At 50.1% G+C, this 17843-nt stretch carries 14 protein-coding genes and 2 riboswitches; of the genes, 3 read left to right on the forward strand and 11 right to left on the reverse strand.

The features are described 5' to 3' along the window. Nucleotides 1-36 precede the first annotated feature (36 nt). Both sdhA and DCC85_RS17745 read right to left on the reverse strand, forming a co-directional pair. Complete coding sequence (gene sdhA / locus DCC85_RS17740) at nucleotides 37-1782, reverse strand: succinate dehydrogenase flavoprotein subunit (protein WP_108466770.1); 1746 nt, start codon at nucleotides 1780-1782, stop codon at nucleotides 37-39. A 17-nt stretch (nucleotides 1783-1799) separates the two neighbouring features. After that, nucleotides 1800-2471: a succinate dehydrogenase cytochrome b558 subunit gene (locus tag DCC85_RS17745; RefSeq protein ID WP_108466771.1), complete on the reverse strand. Its 672-nt coding sequence runs from the start codon at nucleotides 2469-2471 to the stop codon at nucleotides 1800-1802. A 259-nt stretch (nucleotides 2472-2730) separates the two neighbouring features. Between DCC85_RS17745 and DCC85_RS17750 the strand changes: the two genes are divergently transcribed. Continuing rightward, on the forward strand, nucleotides 2731-3642 hold the full coding sequence (locus tag DCC85_RS17750) for a LysR family transcriptional regulator (protein ID WP_108466772.1): 912 nt from the start codon (nucleotides 2731-2733) through the stop codon (nucleotides 3640-3642). A gap of 81 nt (nucleotides 3643-3723) precedes the next feature. Here the strand turns inward: DCC85_RS17750 and DCC85_RS17755 are convergent, their stop codons facing one another. From DCC85_RS17755 to DCC85_RS17765, 3 genes are read right to left on the reverse strand one after another with little or no spacing between them, the layout of a single operon-like run. Further along, nucleotides 3724-4953: a cation:proton antiporter gene (locus DCC85_RS17755; RefSeq protein WP_108466773.1), complete on the reverse strand. Its 1230-nt coding sequence runs from the start codon at nucleotides 4951-4953 to the stop codon at nucleotides 3724-3726. 46 nt (nucleotides 4954-4999) lie between these two features. Then, nucleotides 5000-5665 (reverse strand): potassium channel family protein, encoded by a 666-nt coding sequence (locus DCC85_RS17760; RefSeq protein ID WP_108466774.1) that lies wholly within the window; start codon nucleotides 5663-5665, stop codon nucleotides 5000-5002. An 18-nt stretch (nucleotides 5666-5683) separates the two neighbouring features. Continuing rightward, a complete protein-coding gene (locus tag DCC85_RS17765) occupies nucleotides 5684-7018 on the reverse strand; it encodes a TrkH family potassium uptake protein (RefSeq protein WP_108466775.1) in 1335 nt (444 codons plus the stop codon). A 71-nt stretch (nucleotides 7019-7089) separates the two neighbouring features. Then, nucleotides 7090-7259, reverse strand: a riboswitch (cyclic di-AMP (ydaO/yuaA leader). A gap of 274 nt (nucleotides 7260-7533) precedes the next feature. Here DCC85_RS17765 and DCC85_RS17770 point away from each other — a divergent pair. Next, nucleotides 7534-9207 carry a CPBP family intramembrane glutamic endopeptidase gene (locus DCC85_RS17770; RefSeq protein ID WP_234414228.1) on the forward strand — a complete coding sequence of 558 codons (1674 nt, stop codon included), beginning with the start codon at nucleotides 7534-7536 and terminating at the stop codon, nucleotides 9205-9207. Here DCC85_RS17770 and uvrC read toward each other — a convergent pair. The 6 genes from uvrC to DCC85_RS17800 all read right to left on the reverse strand — a co-directional run bounded on the left by uvrC (nucleotide 9176) and on the right by DCC85_RS17800 (nucleotide 16049). Beyond that, nucleotides 9176-11113 (reverse strand): excinuclease ABC subunit UvrC, encoded by a 1938-nt coding sequence (gene uvrC, locus DCC85_RS17775; RefSeq protein WP_108466777.1) that lies wholly within the window; start codon nucleotides 11111-11113, stop codon nucleotides 9176-9178. The two genes, DCC85_RS17770 and uvrC, sit on opposite strands and share 32 nt — an antisense overlap. A 136-nt stretch (nucleotides 11114-11249) precedes the next feature. Further along, nucleotides 11250-11561 carry a thioredoxin gene (gene trxA, locus DCC85_RS17780; RefSeq protein WP_108466778.1) on the reverse strand — a complete coding sequence of 104 codons (312 nt, stop codon included), beginning with the start codon at nucleotides 11559-11561 and terminating at the stop codon, nucleotides 11250-11252. Between the two features lie 243 nt (nucleotides 11562-11804). Continuing rightward, nucleotides 11805-12773, reverse strand: coding sequence for a primosomal protein DnaI (dnaI, locus tag DCC85_RS17785; RefSeq protein WP_108466779.1), 969 nt, complete (start codon nucleotides 12771-12773; stop codon nucleotides 11805-11807). A 48-nt stretch (nucleotides 12774-12821) separates the two neighbouring features. Then, the gene (locus DCC85_RS17790; RefSeq protein WP_108466780.1) at nucleotides 12822-14351 is read right to left on the reverse strand and encodes a replication initiation and membrane attachment family protein; all 1530 of its coding nucleotides are present in this window, start codon (nucleotides 14349-14351) and stop codon (nucleotides 12822-12824) included. 144 nt (nucleotides 14352-14495) lie between these two features. Continuing rightward, entirely contained in the window at nucleotides 14496-15701 is a 1206-nt protein-coding gene (locus DCC85_RS17795) for a helix-turn-helix domain-containing protein (protein ID WP_108466781.1), read from the reverse strand. Between the two features lie 177 nt (nucleotides 15702-15878). Then, on the reverse strand, nucleotides 15879-16049 hold the full coding sequence (locus DCC85_RS17800) for an anti-repressor SinI family protein (RefSeq protein WP_234414229.1): 171 nt from the start codon (nucleotides 16047-16049) through the stop codon (nucleotides 15879-15881). A gap of 32 nt (nucleotides 16050-16081) precedes the next feature. Beyond that, a riboswitch (cyclic di-GMP riboswitch) is annotated at nucleotides 16082-16166 on the reverse strand. 371 nt (nucleotides 16167-16537) lie between these two features. Between DCC85_RS17800 and DCC85_RS17805 the strand changes: the two genes are divergently transcribed. Further along, complete coding sequence (locus DCC85_RS17805) at nucleotides 16538-17833, forward strand: hypothetical protein (RefSeq protein WP_108466782.1); 1296 nt, start codon at nucleotides 16538-16540, stop codon at nucleotides 17831-17833. Nucleotides 17834-17843 lie beyond the last annotated feature (10 nt).

The following is a 17843-nucleotide window of genomic DNA, read 5'->3' on the forward strand; positions in this document are numbered from 1 at the left end:
TATTGTTACAGCTTGCTCGCTTAAGCTCTGCCCCTGCTACTTGTCTTTGGAATAATCGCGGACCCGCGGAGCGATCAGCGAGACATCCACATCGTCATATGAGATTTGCGGGCCGTCCGGCGTCCAGGACGCTTTTGTCGTCTTCAGGAACTCTTCGTCATTACGCTGCGGATAATCCGGCTTGTAATGCGCACCCCGGCTCTCATTGCGCAGCAGCGCGCCCAGTGTCATCGCTTCGGCAAGCTCAAGCATATTCCAGAGCTGCCGGGTAAAAGAAGCACCCGTATTGTTCCAGCGTGAGGTATCGTTAATATTAATCTTTGTGTAACGCTCCTTCAGTTCCTTAATCTTGTGAATTGTCGCCTCAAGCTTACTGTTATACCGGACGACCGTCATATTGTCTGTCATCCATTCCCCCAGCTCCTTATGAATGACATAAGCATTCTCTGTGCCGTTCATGCCAAGGAGGCGCTCGTATTTCGCCGTCTGCTCTTTCTTCGCCTTATCATAAACTTGAGAGGAGACGTCCTCTGCAGATTTCTTAAGGCCCCGCACATATTCTACAGCCTTAGGACCTGCCGTCATTCCGCCAAAGATCGCGGAGACCAGCGAGTTAGCGCCAAGCCGATTGGCGCCGTGATATTGATATTCGCATTCCCCAGCAGCGAACAGCCCGGGAATATTCGTCATTTGATTATAATCGACCCACATGCCGCCCATGGAATAATGGACCGCCGGGAAAATTTTCATCGGAATTTTACGGGGATCGTCTCCCATGAACTTCTCATAAATTTCAATTATCCCGCCAAGCTTCACATCAAGCTCCTTCGGGTCTTTATGGGACAGATCGAGGTAAACCATGTTCTCTCCATTGATCCCAAGCTTCATATCAACACAGACATGGAAGATCTCCCGGGTGGCAATATCCCGCGGTACAAGGTTGCCGTAAGCAGGATATTTCTCCTCTAGGAAATACCATGGCTTGCCATCCTTATAGGTCCAAATGCGGCCGCCTTCCCCCCGAGCGGATTCCGACATCAGCCGCAGCTTGTCGTCACCCGGAATCGCGGTAGGATGGATCTGAATAAATTCACCATTCGCATAATGAACTCCCTGCTGGTACACCGCACTTGCGGCCGTCCCTGTATTAATGACAGAGTTAGTCGTCTTCCCGAAAATAATCCCCGGCCCGCCTGTAGCCAGAATCGTAGCATCCGAGGCAAAGGTCACGGTCTCCATCGAGCGCAGATTCTGCGCACAGATTCCGCGGCAGACCCCCTCATCGTCAATGACGGCCGAGAGAAACTCCCAGGACTCGTATTTCGTTACCAAACCGGCCGCCTCATAACGACGAACCTGCTCATCCAGCGCATACAGCAGCTGCTGTCCTGTCGTCGCGCCGGCAAATGCCGTGCGATGCCGCTTCGTTCCCCCAAATCGGCGGAAGTCGAGGAGTCCCTCCGGCGTACGGTTGAACATAACGCCCATCCGGTCCATCAGGTGAATGATGCCGGGAGCCGCCTCACACATGGCTTTCACCGGCGGCTGATTTGCCAGAAAATCACCGCCATACACGGTGTCGTCAAAGTGCTCCCACGGAGAATCTCCTTCTCCTTTAGTGTTGACCGCGCCATTGATCCCACCTTGAGCACAAACTGAATGAGAGCGCTTAACCGGCACCAATGAGAACAATGCCACATGGACACCTGCCTCGGCCGCCTTGATCGTAGCCATCAGGCCCGCCAGTCCGCCGCCAACGATAATTATACTTTGCTTAGCCATAACTATATCTCAACTCCTTATCCGATGACTGTATGAAGGGTCTGAAGCAGGGCCGTGCCCTGCGCTTGAAAGTCCGCTCCGCGGAACGCAATGAGCGACCAGACAAACATTACTGTAACGATCGCAAACAAGCTCATGCAAATGTAAGTGGATACCCGCTGCGCGCGAGGTCCAACCGTGATTCCCCAGCTTACGCAGAAGGACCATAGCCCGTTCGTAAAGTGAAAAGAAGCCGCCACAACGCCGATTAAATAAAGCACAAAGAAGACCGGCTGGGACACGATATCATGCATTAGACCCCCCAGCTCTTCATGAGTAACATTGCCGAGAGAAACTTGTACACGCGTCTCCCAGACGTGCCACACAATAAACACCAGGGCAATGATGCCGGTGACCCGCTGCAGCAGATATCTTAAATTCCGCTCGTTCGTAAACCGCCCATTATTCGGCTTAGCCTGGAAAGCTATATAGGTTCCATATACACCGTGATACAATAAAGGCAGCCAAATGCCGAAGATTTCAAGAATGAGAACAAGCGGCAGGCTGTTAAGCCAGGTCACACTGTCCCGGAAGCCCTCGCTGCCCCCTTCAACGGCAGAGAAATTGGTAATCATGTGTTCGAGGATAAAAAAACCGAGCGGAATAACACCTAATAAAGAGTGCAGCTTTCTGGAATAAAACCCTTTCATAAATATGCGTACCCCTTTCAAATTCCGTCGTTGCCGAGCTAATGATGGAAGCAGGAATGACTTAAATTCTGTCTGTATGTGATTTACACCACAGATTATGAAGTTCATTGCCCTTCTCTTTCCATGAGATGTGAACAACTTGTGTCGCTTTTATGTTACTCCTTATTATCTTATAATGGAATTGCAATATATTTATTAATTGTTATAACTAATCAGCATAAGTAAATAGGGAATAAGAACAGAAAGAGGGAGTTGTCTGATGTATGAGGATTTGATGGTTTTTATAACGGTTGTGGAGCAATCAAGCTTGAATCGCGCCTCCAAACAGCTTAACCTCTCCCAGCCTGCACTTTCCCGTAAAATTGCCAAACTGGAGGAGGAGCTGGGCGTCCAGCTGTTCGTTCGTAAGGGAAAAAAGCTCGAGCTGACCCGTACCGGACAGGCCACCTATACTTATGCACTGGAACAACGGCAGCGACATCATCACTTTCTGCAGTCCATCTCCCGCTATAAGGAGGCAGAGCGCCGGGTCGTTACTCTGGGAGCGAGCCTTACCACCATCCAGACTACCCTTCCGCCGCTGATTGAAGCGCTGATGAACAAATATCCCGGCACTGAGCTGAAGCTCGTTACCGGGAAGACGCACGAGATTGTCTCCTATGTAAAAGATAAAAAAGCCGATTTCGGTGTCATCGCTTCTTCCATTGAAGAGCCCGGGCTCCGGTGTATCCCTCTGTTCCAGGATCATTTGGAACTGGTGGTTCCCAAGAAACATAAACTCGCCCGCAAGGGCTTTACACCGAAGATGAAAAGTCTAGACGGACTGCCTATGATTATTTTCTCCAAAGGGACCTGGTACCGCCGGCTGGTGGACGAGCTGATCGGCAAATACGGCATCATTCCCGATGTCCGTATGGAGATCGACTCCTTCGAGGCTATTGTCCGGCTTCTGCCCACCTGCGGCGCAGCTGCCCTGCTCCCTCGCTCCTATCTGCGCCCCCAGCTGCTCAGGGATAATGAACTGACTGCCATTCCGCTGCAAGAGCTGGAACAGACCGGGCGGGCCACCTGTCTGATCTATCCGGACAAGCCGGAAACAGGACTTGAGACCATCCAATGGATCATGGAGATGAGGGATCTGTTCAGCACCCATCTGATTTCTGGGGGATAAGGCTGTTTCCGACAAAAAAGCCGATAGATTGCTCCTTCTCTTCTCCAAACAGCGATCTACCGGCTTCAATTTATGCTCGTGTTAGGTTTTGACTTCTAGTCCCAGCTTGCGGGCTACGGCCCCTGTGGTGCTTGCCTGGATCATAATCGTAAGCACAATTGACATAAAGGTAATACCCGCTATCACATCCGCATGCGCAACCCCCATCCCGACGATCATGCCAGACAAGGCAGCAGGAATAACTCCTGTCTCGCGCACCCAGCACATAAACAGCATTTCCTTCACCGTCCACTTCACCTTCCGATCGGCAAGGGCGCACAGGAAGACCGTTAGCGGCCGGGCTACAAACATCAGCACCAGCACAGCCGCCAGACTTGGCCAGAAATAATCGATAAGCGTTCCGAAATTGACATGGCTGCCAAGCAGCACAAAGATCAGCATCCGCATCATCACGGTGATATTTTCCGCAAAAGAGCTCACTTCAAGCTTCTTCTCTTCCATAGAAAGGCCGAATACCTCGGCATTCCCCCATATGACACCAGCAACAAAGGTAGCCATAAACCCGCTTACCCCCAGAAGGTCACCGATCAGATAAGAGCCTAGCCCTGTGATCAGCATGACGATGGTCGTATAATCCCGAAGAAGACCATGCCGGGCATGGGCGGTCAGATAAGTCAGAATTCCCGACACCACGACTCCAACCAGGATCCCCCCTAGCGCTGTCTTCAGGAAATCCAGGGTCATCTGTCCTGCCGAGAGTGTACCGCTGCCCGCCACAACAGCCAGCAGAGAGAAGGTTAGAATTGAGCCTGTTGCGTCATTGAAGGCGGACTCGCTCTCTACGGTCTCGCGCACGCTTTCCTTAATCCGGACCTGGCGAAATACAGGAATGATGGAGGCAGGGTCGGTTGAAGCGATAACTGCAGCAGTCAGCAGAGAGAAGAGCCAGTCTACACCGAACAGATAGTGTATCCCTACCCCCACTACGCCAACCGTAATCAGTACACCCGGCACGCTCAGTAAAGCTACCGTGATCCACACCTTGCGAAGACCACCGAGTGCAAGGCCCCTTCCTCCATCAAATAAAATTAGAGCAGAGCCTACAGTTAGAATCAGTTGGTTTACCGCCGAGCTCTCGGGTTCACTTAGGAGATGCAAGCCCGGCCCCAGCAGCATGCCTGCTGCAATAAAGACCGCTACGTCTGGAAGACGGAGCAAACCTGCAATCTTTCCGGAGATCAGCCCTACACTCAGTACAAATAAGATAAGAATAAGAAAATGATGGATCACTTCAGTCGTTGCCGAATCCATGGCTGGTCACTCCTGGCTTGAAAGATGTCTTAGGAAATAGCTGAATTTACTCTTCATTGACCGCAGCTTCAAACTGTTCAATATTGTCATTGGAGCCGATGATGACCATGATATCATTCTCATTCAGCTGATCCATCGCTGTTGGAGCCACAATGCAGCCGCTAGGCTTATGAAGGGCCACAACACTGCAGCCAAATCTAGCTCTGGAATTCAAATCTCCAAGGATCTTGCCGTGTAATCCGGCAGGAACCGTCATCTCAACAATGCTGTAGTCCTTGGACAGCTCAATATAGTCAAGCAGGTTCGGTGTGATCAGCTGATGGGCTACACGAATGCCCATATCCCGTTCGGGATAAACGATACGGTCAACACCAAGCTTCTCCAAAGCCCGTCCGTGAAGAACCGAAATCGCCTTCGCTACGACGGTTTTGATCCCTAGCTCCTTAAGCAGAATGGTGGCCAGAATGCTTGGCTGGATATCGTCGCCAATAGCGACAATACCGCAGTCAAAATTCCGGATTCCGAGAGAGCGCAGCATCTCTTCATCTGTAGCATCAGCCGTAACTGTATAAGTTAAGTAATTGCTCATTTGATTTACGACCTCTTCATTCCGGTCCACACCCAGAACTTCATACCCTAAATCCATAAGCTCCAGGGCCAGACTTGAGCCGAAGCGGCCAAGGCCAATGACCGCAAACTGTTGTTTTTTCATAATAGATGGTCAAACTCCTTATCCAATAATCATTTTGCCTTCAGGGTGTTTATATAATTCCTTACCCTTCTTCGGCCCTAACGCATAGGCTAAAGTTAAAGGCCCCAGCCGGCCTGCAAACATGGTGAAGCTAATAAGCAGCTTGCCGATCAGGGTCAGCTTGCCTGTCAATCCCATCGTTAAGCCCACCGTCCCGAACGCGGATGTCGTCTCAAAGAGAATGCTGAGGAAGCTGCTGTCCTCCGTGGTCGACAGAATCATCGCAATAGCCACGACGAGGAACAACGCAAGCAGAGTAATGGTCAGCGCCTTCAATATCCGCTCTTGAACCAGGCGGTAACGGAAGAGCACCAGATCGTCCCGCCCCCGAATCATAGAGAACATAGATCCGATCAGGATGGTAAAGGTTGTCGTCTTAATCCCGCCCCCGGTCGAGCTTGGAGAAGCCCCAATAAACATCAAGATGATCATGAAGAACTGGGTCGCCTGACGGAGGGAGCCGATATCCAGCGTATTTGCGCCGGCTGTACGCGGCGTCACAGACTGGAACAGCGAGCCCCAGAACTTGCCTGCCCAGCTAAGCGGCTCAAGCGTCTTCGGATTGGTGAATTCAAAGACAAAGATAACCAAGGCGCCGATCACAATCAAGGCGGCCGTCATGGACAGAACCACTTTGGAATGCAGAGACAGCTTGCGGTTCTTCCGGTAATCCACGACATCTGAGATTACGATAAAGCCAATTCCTCCAGATACTATCAAAAACATCGCCACGAAATTTACAAGCGGGTCGCTCACGAACTGGGTCAAGCTCCGGTACCCTCCAAACAGGTCGAATCCTGCATTGTTAAACATGGACACTGCATGGAAGATGCCGAAGTAAACCGCTCGTCCAAAGGGCATATCCACGGCCCAACGAATCGTAAATAGCACGGCTGCGCAAGCTTCAATGACAAGAGAATATAATAATACCTTGCGAATTAGCCGTACGATGCCTTCCATCGTGTTCTGATTCATGGCCTCCTGCAGCAGCAGCCGATCCTTCAGGGAAATCTTCCGTTTGAATACTAGTGAGAATAGTGTGGCCATGGTCATAAAGCCCAAGCCTCCGACCTGAATCAGCAGCATGATGACGACCTGACCAAAGGTCGTAAAATAAGTCCCTGTATCCACAACGACAAGCCCTGTTACACAGGTCGCTGAGGTCGCAGTAAATAATGCATCCACGAACGAAAGGCGGCCTTCCGGATGAATGGAAATCGGAAGCATGAGCAGCAGAGATCCAATAAAAATAATTGCGGCAAAGCCAATCACCAGAATCTGAGGCGGAGATAATTTGAAGCGTTTGTTGTTCAACTGTAAGGGTCACCTCTTGTGTTTTGGTCAAAAGAAAAAAGACACTGGAAATCCAATGCCTTCAAGGTTTGGGTTCCTGCTGCATAGGCCTACGAGGTTAGCTGACGGATTCGGGCATGCACAGGTCGCCCTATTCAACTGTCCTTCTGCTGCTGTACCCTGCAGAAGAGACAGTAAGAAATTCACCCCAAAAGATTGGTTCCCCCGTTTTCATGATCATGAAATTCGGCTCATATTCCGTTTCTCATATTTCATCATGGATTATAAGCCTTATTTCTAATGACTACAAAGTGAATTTTCCATGAAACAGAATGAAAACATGTTGAATATCGCTGCATTAGGAATGTAATCTCGGATTCTCTGAGCTTTGCTGTTTATTATATAGTTTTATGTGCATTTACACGTTGATTTCCCCACAGTTTCTGGCAGGTGCCCCTTCTTTATGTTATCTTTACTTTGAAGTATTCCCGTAACTATCGTTCATACACGCAAATACACACAAAGGAGTTGTAAGCTTGAAACCAAAATTATTATGGAGTCTGGCGGCCCTGGGATTTGTTATTTTCATCCTGACCCAAGTTCTGCCGTCCGTGGTCCAAGATCCCGCTTCCTCGGAATCAAGCAAAGCGATTTCCAAGGAGCAGGCGATCAAGGCAGCGTCTTCCTTTGCCGAAGAGACACTGAAGATCAATACCTCGAATGTGGAGAATCCCCTCGTTACTTATTCGACCGATTCGGACTTATACGGTTACCTGAGCAAAGAGAAGTTGCTCCAAGACTATACGAAGAAATATGACCAGAAGTTTCCGACAGAGCGCTTCCGCGTAAAGTTTGAGCAGCCCGAGCCGCAGCTTTCTGCCCTCGTCATCGATGTTGGCATGTCCACGGGCAATGTTGTCGGCTTTGAAATGATAGATTCCTGGTCGTCTGAAGACAAGAAACTGATTCTGGACACAGACCAGAATGGCCTGTCCAAGCTGCAGGCGCTGGAGGGCAGCATAACCCTCGAGGATAAAGCGGCTGGGGCCGAGCCTTATCTTAAAGCGCTGGGATACGATCCCAAGGGGCTCACCGTACAGCAGAATCAAACACTGGGGCTGACTTATCAGGTGAACGGCTATAAGATTGGCAATTCTCATGCCGAGCTGGTGTTTGGCTATGAATACGGGCAGGTCACTTCGATGCAGTCCAAATTTACAGTGCCGGCAGTACATACGGATTATGTGAAAAGCCAAACCAAGCTAGCCACCTGGCTAACATTCGGTGGATACGGACTCCTGTCATTTATTCTTGGCATCCTGGCCATCGTTTATAGTGCAAGGACTCGGCCCCATGCTTCCTTTGGCCGCGGAGTCTTCCTGACACTCTTCTATCTGTTCATCAATGTTGTCAGCACGCTCAATATGCTGCCTGTCTTTAAGTCTCAAGGACTTGATGGAATTGCACTGGATCTCGCTCTAATCATGCAGGGGCTGATTACGGTCGCTATGACAGCATCCATTTATTTCTCCCTGGTCGGAGGCGATGGGCTATGGAGACAAAAGGGACAGAATCTATGGATGAGAACACGCGAACCCGGCTATGGCCGCCATGTTCTGCAAAGTGCTATAAATGGCTATGCTTGGGCATTCATTCTTCTAGGCCTGCAATCCGTCATCTTCATTGTTCTTGGGCTCACTCTGAACATGTGGACAACGACGGATGAATCGCAATCTCCTTACAATATGGTCTATCCTTGGGTCTTCCCGATTATGGCATGGATGGCCGGCATTGGAGAAGAAGCCGTATACCGGCTGTTCGGAATTCCTATGCTGAAAAAAATCGTGCGCAGCACCTTTATCGCCAGCCTGATCACTACGCTCATCTGGGCATTCGGACACACGCTGTATCCGATCTATCCGGTGATTTCCCGGCCAATTGAGCTTACTTTTATCGGCCTTATGTTCAGCTACATTTTCCTTCGTTCCGGGTATATCGGAGCCATGTTTGCCCACGTGGTGTTTGACAGTATCCTGATGGGACTCAGCCTGGTTCTTATGGGCGGCACGACCAACATCCTTACAGGAGTGATCACCTTTGCTGCTCCGGCGATTGTCGGGTATATCGTGTACCTGTTCAATCCGCCAAGTAAAGAGCGCACAAAAAAGGAGCCGCTTATCACGACTCCTCATCCCGAAGGGCAGCTATAATTTGCTTGGCGAGCTTATCGCCGATACTAAGAGGCCGGAAGTCTTCGACGGAGGCCTCTTTTATTTTCTTCAGAGAACCAAAATGCTTCAGCAGAAGCTTCCGTCGCTTCTCTCCAATCCCCGGAATGGCATCCAGACGGGAGGTTACCATCGATTTTCCCCGCTGTTCTCGGTGGAAGGAAATCGCAAATCTATGCACTTCCTCCTGTATCCGCTGCAGCAAGTAGAACTCCTGACTGTCCCGTGGCAGGTTCACCGGTTCCGGTGGGTCGCCAACCATCAGCTGGGCCGTCTTGTGCTTCGCATCTTTGACCAGACCGCACACCGGAATGTACAGGCCGAGCTCATTCTCCAGCACATCGACCGCTGCAGATATCTGGCCTTTCCCGCCATCGACAACGATCAGATCAGGCATCGTAAGATTCTCCTTCAGCACGCGTTCGTACCTGCGCCGAATCACCTCTCGCATCGTCTCATAATCGTCAGGACCTTGAACGGTCTTAACTTTGTACTTGCGGTACTCCTTCTTATCGGGCTTCCCGTCCGTGAAGACGACCATCGCCGATACCGGGTTGGTGCCCTGAATGTTGGAGTTATCGAACGCCTCGATCCGGCGGACGGAGTCAAGGCCAATCCACTCGCCAAGGCTTTCAGCGGCCTTCGAAGTCCGCTCTTCATCCCGTTCAATCAGGCGGAACTTCTCATCGAGCGCAACCCGGGCATTCTCTGCTGCCATGGTGACCATCTGCTTCTTAAGCCCACGCTGTGGCAGCAGCACCTTGATCCCCAGCCACTGCTGAAGCGAGGCAGCTCCAGCGGCTGCGTCAAGTCCTTCTGTGTCCACTGCAGAACCAGCCGCATTCTCCTCAGTCCCATCAGCCTGGAACTCAATTTCAGTTCCTTGGCCTTCCCCAGCGGCTTCTGAGCCCGGCTTCATATCTGGAGGCAGTAAAATTTCCTGCGGCAGGGCCGGGTTATCACTATAATATTGGGTCACATAGGATAAGAAATCACTATAGGGCTCCCCATAAAAAGGAAAGCTTGAAGCATGCCGTTCAATCATCTTGCCTTGGCGCATATATAGAATTTGTACGCACATCCAGCCTTTATCCACAGCAAAGCCGAAGACGTCGCGGTCGCGGGCGTCCGCCATGGTGATCTTCTGCTTCTCCATAAGAGCTTCGATATTTATAATCTGATCCCGCAGTTCCTTAGCACGTTCGAAATAAAGCTCTTCCGCAGCTTCTTCCATTTTCCGCTGAAGCTCTTTCTTGATTTCCTCATGACCCCCGCTCAGGAAGCTGGCGATCTCCTGCGTAATTTCTTCATAGGTAGTCTTAGGCACCTCTTGAACACATGGAGCCAGACACTGGCCCATATGATAGTAAAGACAGACCTCCTTCGGCATTACATTACACTTGCGCAGCGGATACATCCGGTCAAGCAGCTTCTTGGTCTGCTGGGCAGCGTAAGCATTCGGATAGGGACCGAAATACTTCGCCTTATCCTTAAGAATGCGTCTAGTTACCTCCAGCCTTGGGTGAGGCTCATTCGTTATTTTAATATAAGGGAAAGTCTTATCGTCTTTGAGCAATATATTGTACCTGGGCTGATGCGTCTTGATCAGGTTACACTCCAAGATCAGAGCTTCCATGTTGCTAGCCGTTACAATATACTCGAAATCGCGAATTTCCGAGACCAGCCGCTGGGTCTTACCGTTATGACTTCCTGTAAAATAGGAACGCACCCGATTCTTAAGAATCTTGGCCTTTCCTACGTAAATAATGGTGCCGTCCCGGTTCTTCATCAGATAGCATCCCGGTAAATCCGGAAGAAGCGCAAGCTTGTGCCGAATGGCCTCCAGCGCCTTCTCCTGCTCATCAATTTTATTTATATGAGAATCCATGCCACCTACTCCTCCCCGCATGGAATAAACTAAGAAGTTATAATTCCCTATCTAATTATATAGGCACATGCTCATAAAGAAAACGCCCCCGGGATACCGGAGGCGTTGTTCTCTTTAGGCCATGTCCAAGAAGCGATTATTGGTGCTTAGCAAGCAAGCTCTTCAGCGATTCCTTGGAGTTCAGCCCGACTACTTTATCGACCGGTTGGCCGTCTTTAAAGAAGATCAAAGTCGGAATGCTCATGACGCCGAAGCGGGAAGCCGATTCCGGATTCTCGTCCACGTTAACCTTCGCAATCTTCACATCAACCTCAGAGGACAATTCGTCCAGGATTGGAGCCAGCATTTTGCACGGACCGCACCAAGGTGCCCAGAAATCAACCAGGACTGTGCCTTGGCCTTCCACTTCCGATTTGAAAGATGAATCTGAAACGTTAACGATTGCCATGCTTATCTCCTCCTAAAATAAAGTCGGGGTCCGAAAAAAGGATCTCAAACTTTAGACAGTTAAAATATGGTTGACTGTAATCAGTACAGCCTTTAGTATATCATTTTTTTAGCAAATAGGAAATGGGAAGCAGGTTCATTCTTAAAACCATCCCCTAAAGCACCTACCCTATTATTAACCGGAATTGACCCATCTATAAATAAAATAAGTAAAAAAGGCCCGCCGAAGGGCGGACCTTAAATCTCAATCTCCACTTGCGCGGCTGCCGCGCTTATTGCTTCCATTCACGGAAACCACATCTACGAAGGGAGCGATGCGTTCCATCAGCCGCTGGCCTTTGTGTGCTTCTTCTCCGTCTTTGCTTGTAAAGCTCAAATGCTTCTCCAAAGCCGTTAAATCGTAATTCGAGGTGAAAAACGTTGGCCTGCGGTTCATCCGGTAGTTCAGGATCGCACCCATCACATGGTCCCGGACCCATGGATTGAGGTTCTCCGCACCAATATCATCAAATACGAGAAGGTCCGCCTGCTTCATCGTCTCCGTCATTTCCTTGAGCTTCTGACCGTCCTGCATAATCAGCTTCAAGTCCTCAACAAATTCAGGCATATAGACAATAACCCCCGTATACCCGGATTTGGCCAGCTCATGCAGCAGGTAAGACATCAAGAAAGTCTTGCCCGTACCAAAATGCCCTACCAAATACAAGCCTCGGTTGGAAAGACCGTTCTCTTTCGTCTCGTTAATATAACGGAACACCCGCGCTACGGCCGGGGCACGGGCACTGTCCTTGGCCGCGATCTCAACAGCATCATAGCCTTCCTGCAAGGCCCGCTCATCCACATAGAAGCTGCGGATTCGCTTCTGGACCTGGATATTCCGCTCATAGGCCAGCTGCTTGGCACAAGGAACCTGACGCTGAAACAGCTGCGGCGGGCCAATGACGTTCTCAACGGATAGCTTGGTGTAATGCCCTTGGAAGTCATTAGGGCAGTTCTCCAAGCCAGGGCACGCATCACAATTTTTGCTTTCTTTGACGTATTGGAACAGCTTGCCCAAGTGAAGGGTGAGCTGCTGCTTATCCAGTTCGGGATGCTCGTCCAGCAGCTTCAGAATCAGCGGATCACTCAGCAGCTCATTCATAATTCGCTGGGAGCGGTCCCGGAACTCGGGACTTCGCTTCATCTGCTGCAGCAGTTCTCCCATGGATTCCATATGGCCTTCTCCTCCCTAAATTTCTTATACGTTATCGGGAGCCGGCCTCTAAGAGCCCTTGCTGTGGCCGGTCTGCATTTGCTGGGCCATCTTAATCAGCTCGGCAAACTCCTCCTCCGACACTCCCTCTTCTCCGGTGTTCGTGCTTTGTACGATGGGAATATCCGGCTTCACCTTCCCGCTGCGGGCATAGGACTTGCCTCGCCCGCCTGCCGCTGGAGGAGTACTGCCCGGCTCACCGCTCTTCTTGACTTTGCCTTGCTCACGTATATATACAACCGCCTTCTCATATGTAGTAACCTGCTTAAGCAGCATATTCGAGGCAATAGATTCTACAAACTTACGGTTAATTCTCTGCTCGCCGCCAGTCGTCAGCAGCATCATCAAATAATGAATCAGCACGTTAATAACTTCGGCTGGCAGCTTATAATTGAGGTCGATCTTCTCGAAGATATCGAGCAAACTGTCCGGCACCGAGCCTGGGAAGAACTTCGGCAACAGCCTTGTATGCGGCTCATTGCGAAGCATCATATTATACTGATGCACATCACATTTGCCTTGAAGCTGCGGAGGCACCTCCACATAGTACTCCATCTGTACGGCATGCTCTTCAGGCGGCGACTCGCCTGCGGCCATCAAATCGCTGCCTTGGCGCAAAGAGACGACCTTGCCGCCGAGTGCCTGGCGCTCTTCCTCGCGACGCTTACCCTGACGGAAATGCAAATTCGCCCGGTGCTGCAGCTCATCAATGAGAAGACTGCCATCCGGTCCGAAGATGCCGTCCTCATCCAGCAGCCGGCATAGGTCCTGCACTGACAAATTATATTTACGGGCAACGTAATTAACCGCGCCCAGCTTCTCAGCATCATAGCGGAACGATTCGACCTGAGCCCGGTTCACTGAATCCCTTGGAAAACGCAAAATAATATCGGAATAATTGAAGCCTTCCTCCTCCAACTGGCGAAGTTCAGGCTGCCGGGATATCTGCACCTCGGCAATCGCTTGTTCCAATTCATAGTCAATCGCATGGGTATTCAGTTCAAAAATATCATAGAAAGGAACGGACAGATTCTCCTTGTTCATCAGGGTCTGACTCCATTCCTGCGGTTCCTTGCTCCAAAGCTGCTCCTGAAGAGACAGCACGGCAAACTTGCCCAGCTTATCTCTAAGCAGCAAGGTCAAGTGCTGTGTCTTAAAGAACTGGGTTGGGGGAAGCGGTGGCTGCAGCTCATACTCATAGACATAATCGTCTGTCTCCGGCAGGTAAATTCTGCTGCTTTGCAGAAGCCCCACAGCTTCCAGCTTCGAGGTCTGCTCTATAAGATATCTGCGCCCCTTCTCACTCGGATCCACCCCGAGAGTCAGGAACAGCTTCCGCTGCTGCTCAGGTTTTGAATATCCGACCTGCTCGAGGGGAACCTGTTGGAACAACAGCTGATAGAACGAGATAGCAAATCCACCGACCATGGGCTGATAGATCAGACTCAGCATCCGGTGATCCACAGGACCCAGACAGAAGTCGCGATATACGCAGTAACGGTGATTTTCAGTATAGTGCAGCAGGTTGTTCATGCGCATGAATCATCGCTCCTCTTCAAACGGCGTTGAACTCTATTCTATCACAAAAGAAATCGCCTTGAATCGATAAATATTAGCAAAAAACGCAAAGAATAGCCCCCGTTCTTAGAGCGGAGGCTTCCTCACTTATCTTTTCAACAAATCTCACAATCTATTAACTTCCTCATAGGTGGCTAGAATGAACTTGCGGAAAGGCGACTCGGGAAAAGAATGAACCCGCATATAAGCTTTGGCTGCCAGCTCCTTAGCAAGCTGATCCTCTCCCCGGCTGGCATGAATCCGCGCCGCATAAGCATCCGCTGCATAAATCTCCGAACGGTCAAGCGGATGATAAGATCCATATGATCCTTCTGGTGGAGTTACTTCGGCAAAGGCCTCTAGTGCAAGGTCTTCCTGACCTAAGCCGTAATGAGCGATTCCTTTGTGGACATAATAGCTTCCATTCTTCTTATCTAAATGCTGGGCGCACTTAACGATATAATCCATGGCCTCCGCATAGCGATGCTCCCGGTTAGCCGCTCTCGCCTCAGAGAGCTCTAGCAGACCAAGCTGGACCGGGTTCTCAGTGAACTCTGCAAATTGGCGGGCCTTGGCGAGGTAATGCCAGCAGTCCTCCAGACGGTCAAACAGCAGCATATTCCCCGCTAGAATCCGGTAAAAGTCACCCGTCATATAGTAGACACGCTTCTCCTTGGATAATTCGATTGCGGCAAGCATCGACTGCTTGCTCTGCTCATACTGGCCGAGGGCTGAGAGCGTAATAGCCTCCGCATAATACAGATCAATTTCAAATAAAGTGTCCTTGTCAATCCGCTTGGAGGCATACTGTGCTCTCACCTCGTTAATGAGCTCAAGGCAAGGAACGTACTTCTCCTGTATAAACAAATGGGCATATTTCGTATACTTGGCTTTCGCGCTTTCAATGTACAATCCGAACCGCTCATAAATTTCAACGGCTTTGCCGATCGCGCTCTCCCCGCCTTCCTTGGACGTATGGAAGCAAGCATTGGCGTAGAGGATCATCAAGCGCGCTGCATCCACGGTCATCGGGAGCTTAGCCGGCGCCTCGCTCTGGACCAGGCGAATGATCTTGGCATAAGCCTTCTTCTTATATTCCCGCTCCGCCTTAGCTACAAGCTCAGTGACCAACCTGCCGTCCTCTTCAAGAAAGTAGCCGGCATCCTGACCTAAACGTTCCGCAAGATACTGTAGGCTTCTCATCGATGGAAGGGCACGGCCATTCTCAATTTGGCTCAGCATGCTTTTGGTCATATGCGTACCGGCGAGAGCGGTCTGCGTCAGTCCCTGCTGCTTGCGAAGCTGGCGTATTTTTGCACCAATAGTTGTCATATACAAGTACCCTCATTATCATCTCGTTTTATTCAGTATAGCTTAACCATACGGGAACGAAAAGGAGAAAGCAGTCTGCCGGAAAAAGGCCGTGCTGTATAAAAAAAGCCCCCGCCTAAAGTGCGAGGGAACGGTTGAAGCCATGTTCCTTACACTTTAAGCAGGGAGCAGCATGCCTTAACTTATTTCCGTTAGCGTCTTTGCTTCTTTGATCAGAAATCTTCTAACTTCCTCAGCGGGAATTCCAGCCCGCTTCGCCTTCAGCAGCAGAATGACCCATTCTTCATCTAAATCATGCTGAAGGTTTAAATTGTTCGTTAGGTTTACAACCTGGGCGGACTTGTCCAAAAAAACTCTCCTCCTAAGCATTTTTTTGGTCCCCAGGCAGTCCAGCCATCCTAGTATCGCTACCTTAGACCTGTGACTTTGTGCCCCTGCCTTTCAGCAGGTTTACCTTTTCTCTGGTCAATCTTTATGAGGACATTAGTGCTCATTGACTATCATTACCTTCATTATAACGCGCCCTCTCCAAAAAGTTTGTCGTTATTCGTCCCGGAACCTAAAAATATCATGAGGAAAAATCATCTGTTTTTATAGATTAGGAGCAATCCTACCTCCCTCCTAAATTGTAATTTATAAAGAACTAAAGATGAAATAAGAATATCTATTTTATGTTCTTAATAAAGGATAAAATAGAGAGATAATACTAGATATTCAGAGTATTTATTAGTATATTGTTCATAATTAAGAACAAACAAGGTTTTTTCCGCCTTTTATTTTTAGGGGAGAAGTGATTATATTGTTACCAGAGATTATTCTTAATAAAGAACGAAAGGATGACCATTCTGCGCCAGACCAGAAAAGCTTTTAACCGTAGAAGAGAGCGGGAGCGAAGCAGACAAGCCGTGGTGCGTTCTCTCCAGTCTGGATTTGTCTTGTCCGCTATTCTAATAGGATTATCTCACCAGATCGGAAGTACCTATGGCGAGTATAACGAGCTTAAGGAGCAGCAGGGGGAAATCTCGGTCTGTCGGGTCTTCCCTAGCGATGTCATACAGCTGCTTAAACAGCTGGAGACAACACTCATGGAGGCCGAATCACTTCGCAGCAGTCTGCAATCCCCCATGGATCTGGGCGAAGGCAGGTTCACCTCCTTCCAAGTCACCCATGGGATGTCGCTTCAGGACCTGGAGGCTGCCGTATCAGCGCTGTCTGTGGAGCAGGTTCAGCTTGCCGGCCAGCTTTCGGAGGTGAACGCCAGGTTCGCGGCTAATCAGACGATCTGGGAACAGCTGAACGTCAAAGCCTCGGAAGCTAACGAGCTGCTAAACCGCCTGTACGAAGCCGCTGCAGACAATGCATCGAACTGTACCGAGATTAAACAGAACACTCTCCTTCAAGATATCTCTGCGCGTCTGCAGTCTGACCAAGTGCTGCCGGATTCACAGCGGAGCTCCCTGCAGTCCATCCTTGCATATCTGCAAGCGGTTCAAGCTTATAGCAGCCCGCAGCCCACAGGCCCTGACCGCTTCGCAGAACCGCTGGCCGATCCGGACAGCCCACTGACACAGGCTCTCAGACAGCTGGAAGCACCAAATTCGTCTGTGCAGCTAAGTTCGCAGCTCTCCGCTCATTTTGAAAATTTGAACCAAAGGTTTGAACTTGCCCGCAGCAGTATATCCTCTGCACTTAACGAGCTTGATGCCCGAATGAACAGTCTGCAATCCGCAATTGCGGCTGAGAAGGCCCGGCTCGAAGAGGAGAGATTGCGCCTGGAAGCCGAGAAAGCTAAACAAGAGGCTGAGAGAGCTCAGCGTGAAGCCGAGGAAAAGGCCAAACAGGATGAGCTGAATAAAGAGGAGCTCAAAGAGGAAGAAGCCAAACAAGACAAGCCCAAGGAGGACCTGGCTACTCCTCCCCTTCCTTCTGACGCCGCTGAAACTGCGCCATCAGATGACTCTGCACAGGTTGGGAAGCCGCCTCAAGAACATGCATCAACTGAGATTGCACCAGAACGTCCAGAGGCTGAAGAGGCGGATGCCCCTGAGCCGCTCGGGCCCGTATTTGAACCTGGACCAGATGCGAATACTCCCGCTCCCGATTTAAAATCCGAGCCGGCTCCTAAGGCATAGAAGGGTTCAA

The sequence above is a fragment of the Paenibacillus sp. CAA11 genome (assembly GCF_003060825.1).
Taxonomy (GTDB): domain Bacteria; phylum Bacillota; class Bacilli; order Paenibacillales; family Paenibacillaceae; genus Fontibacillus.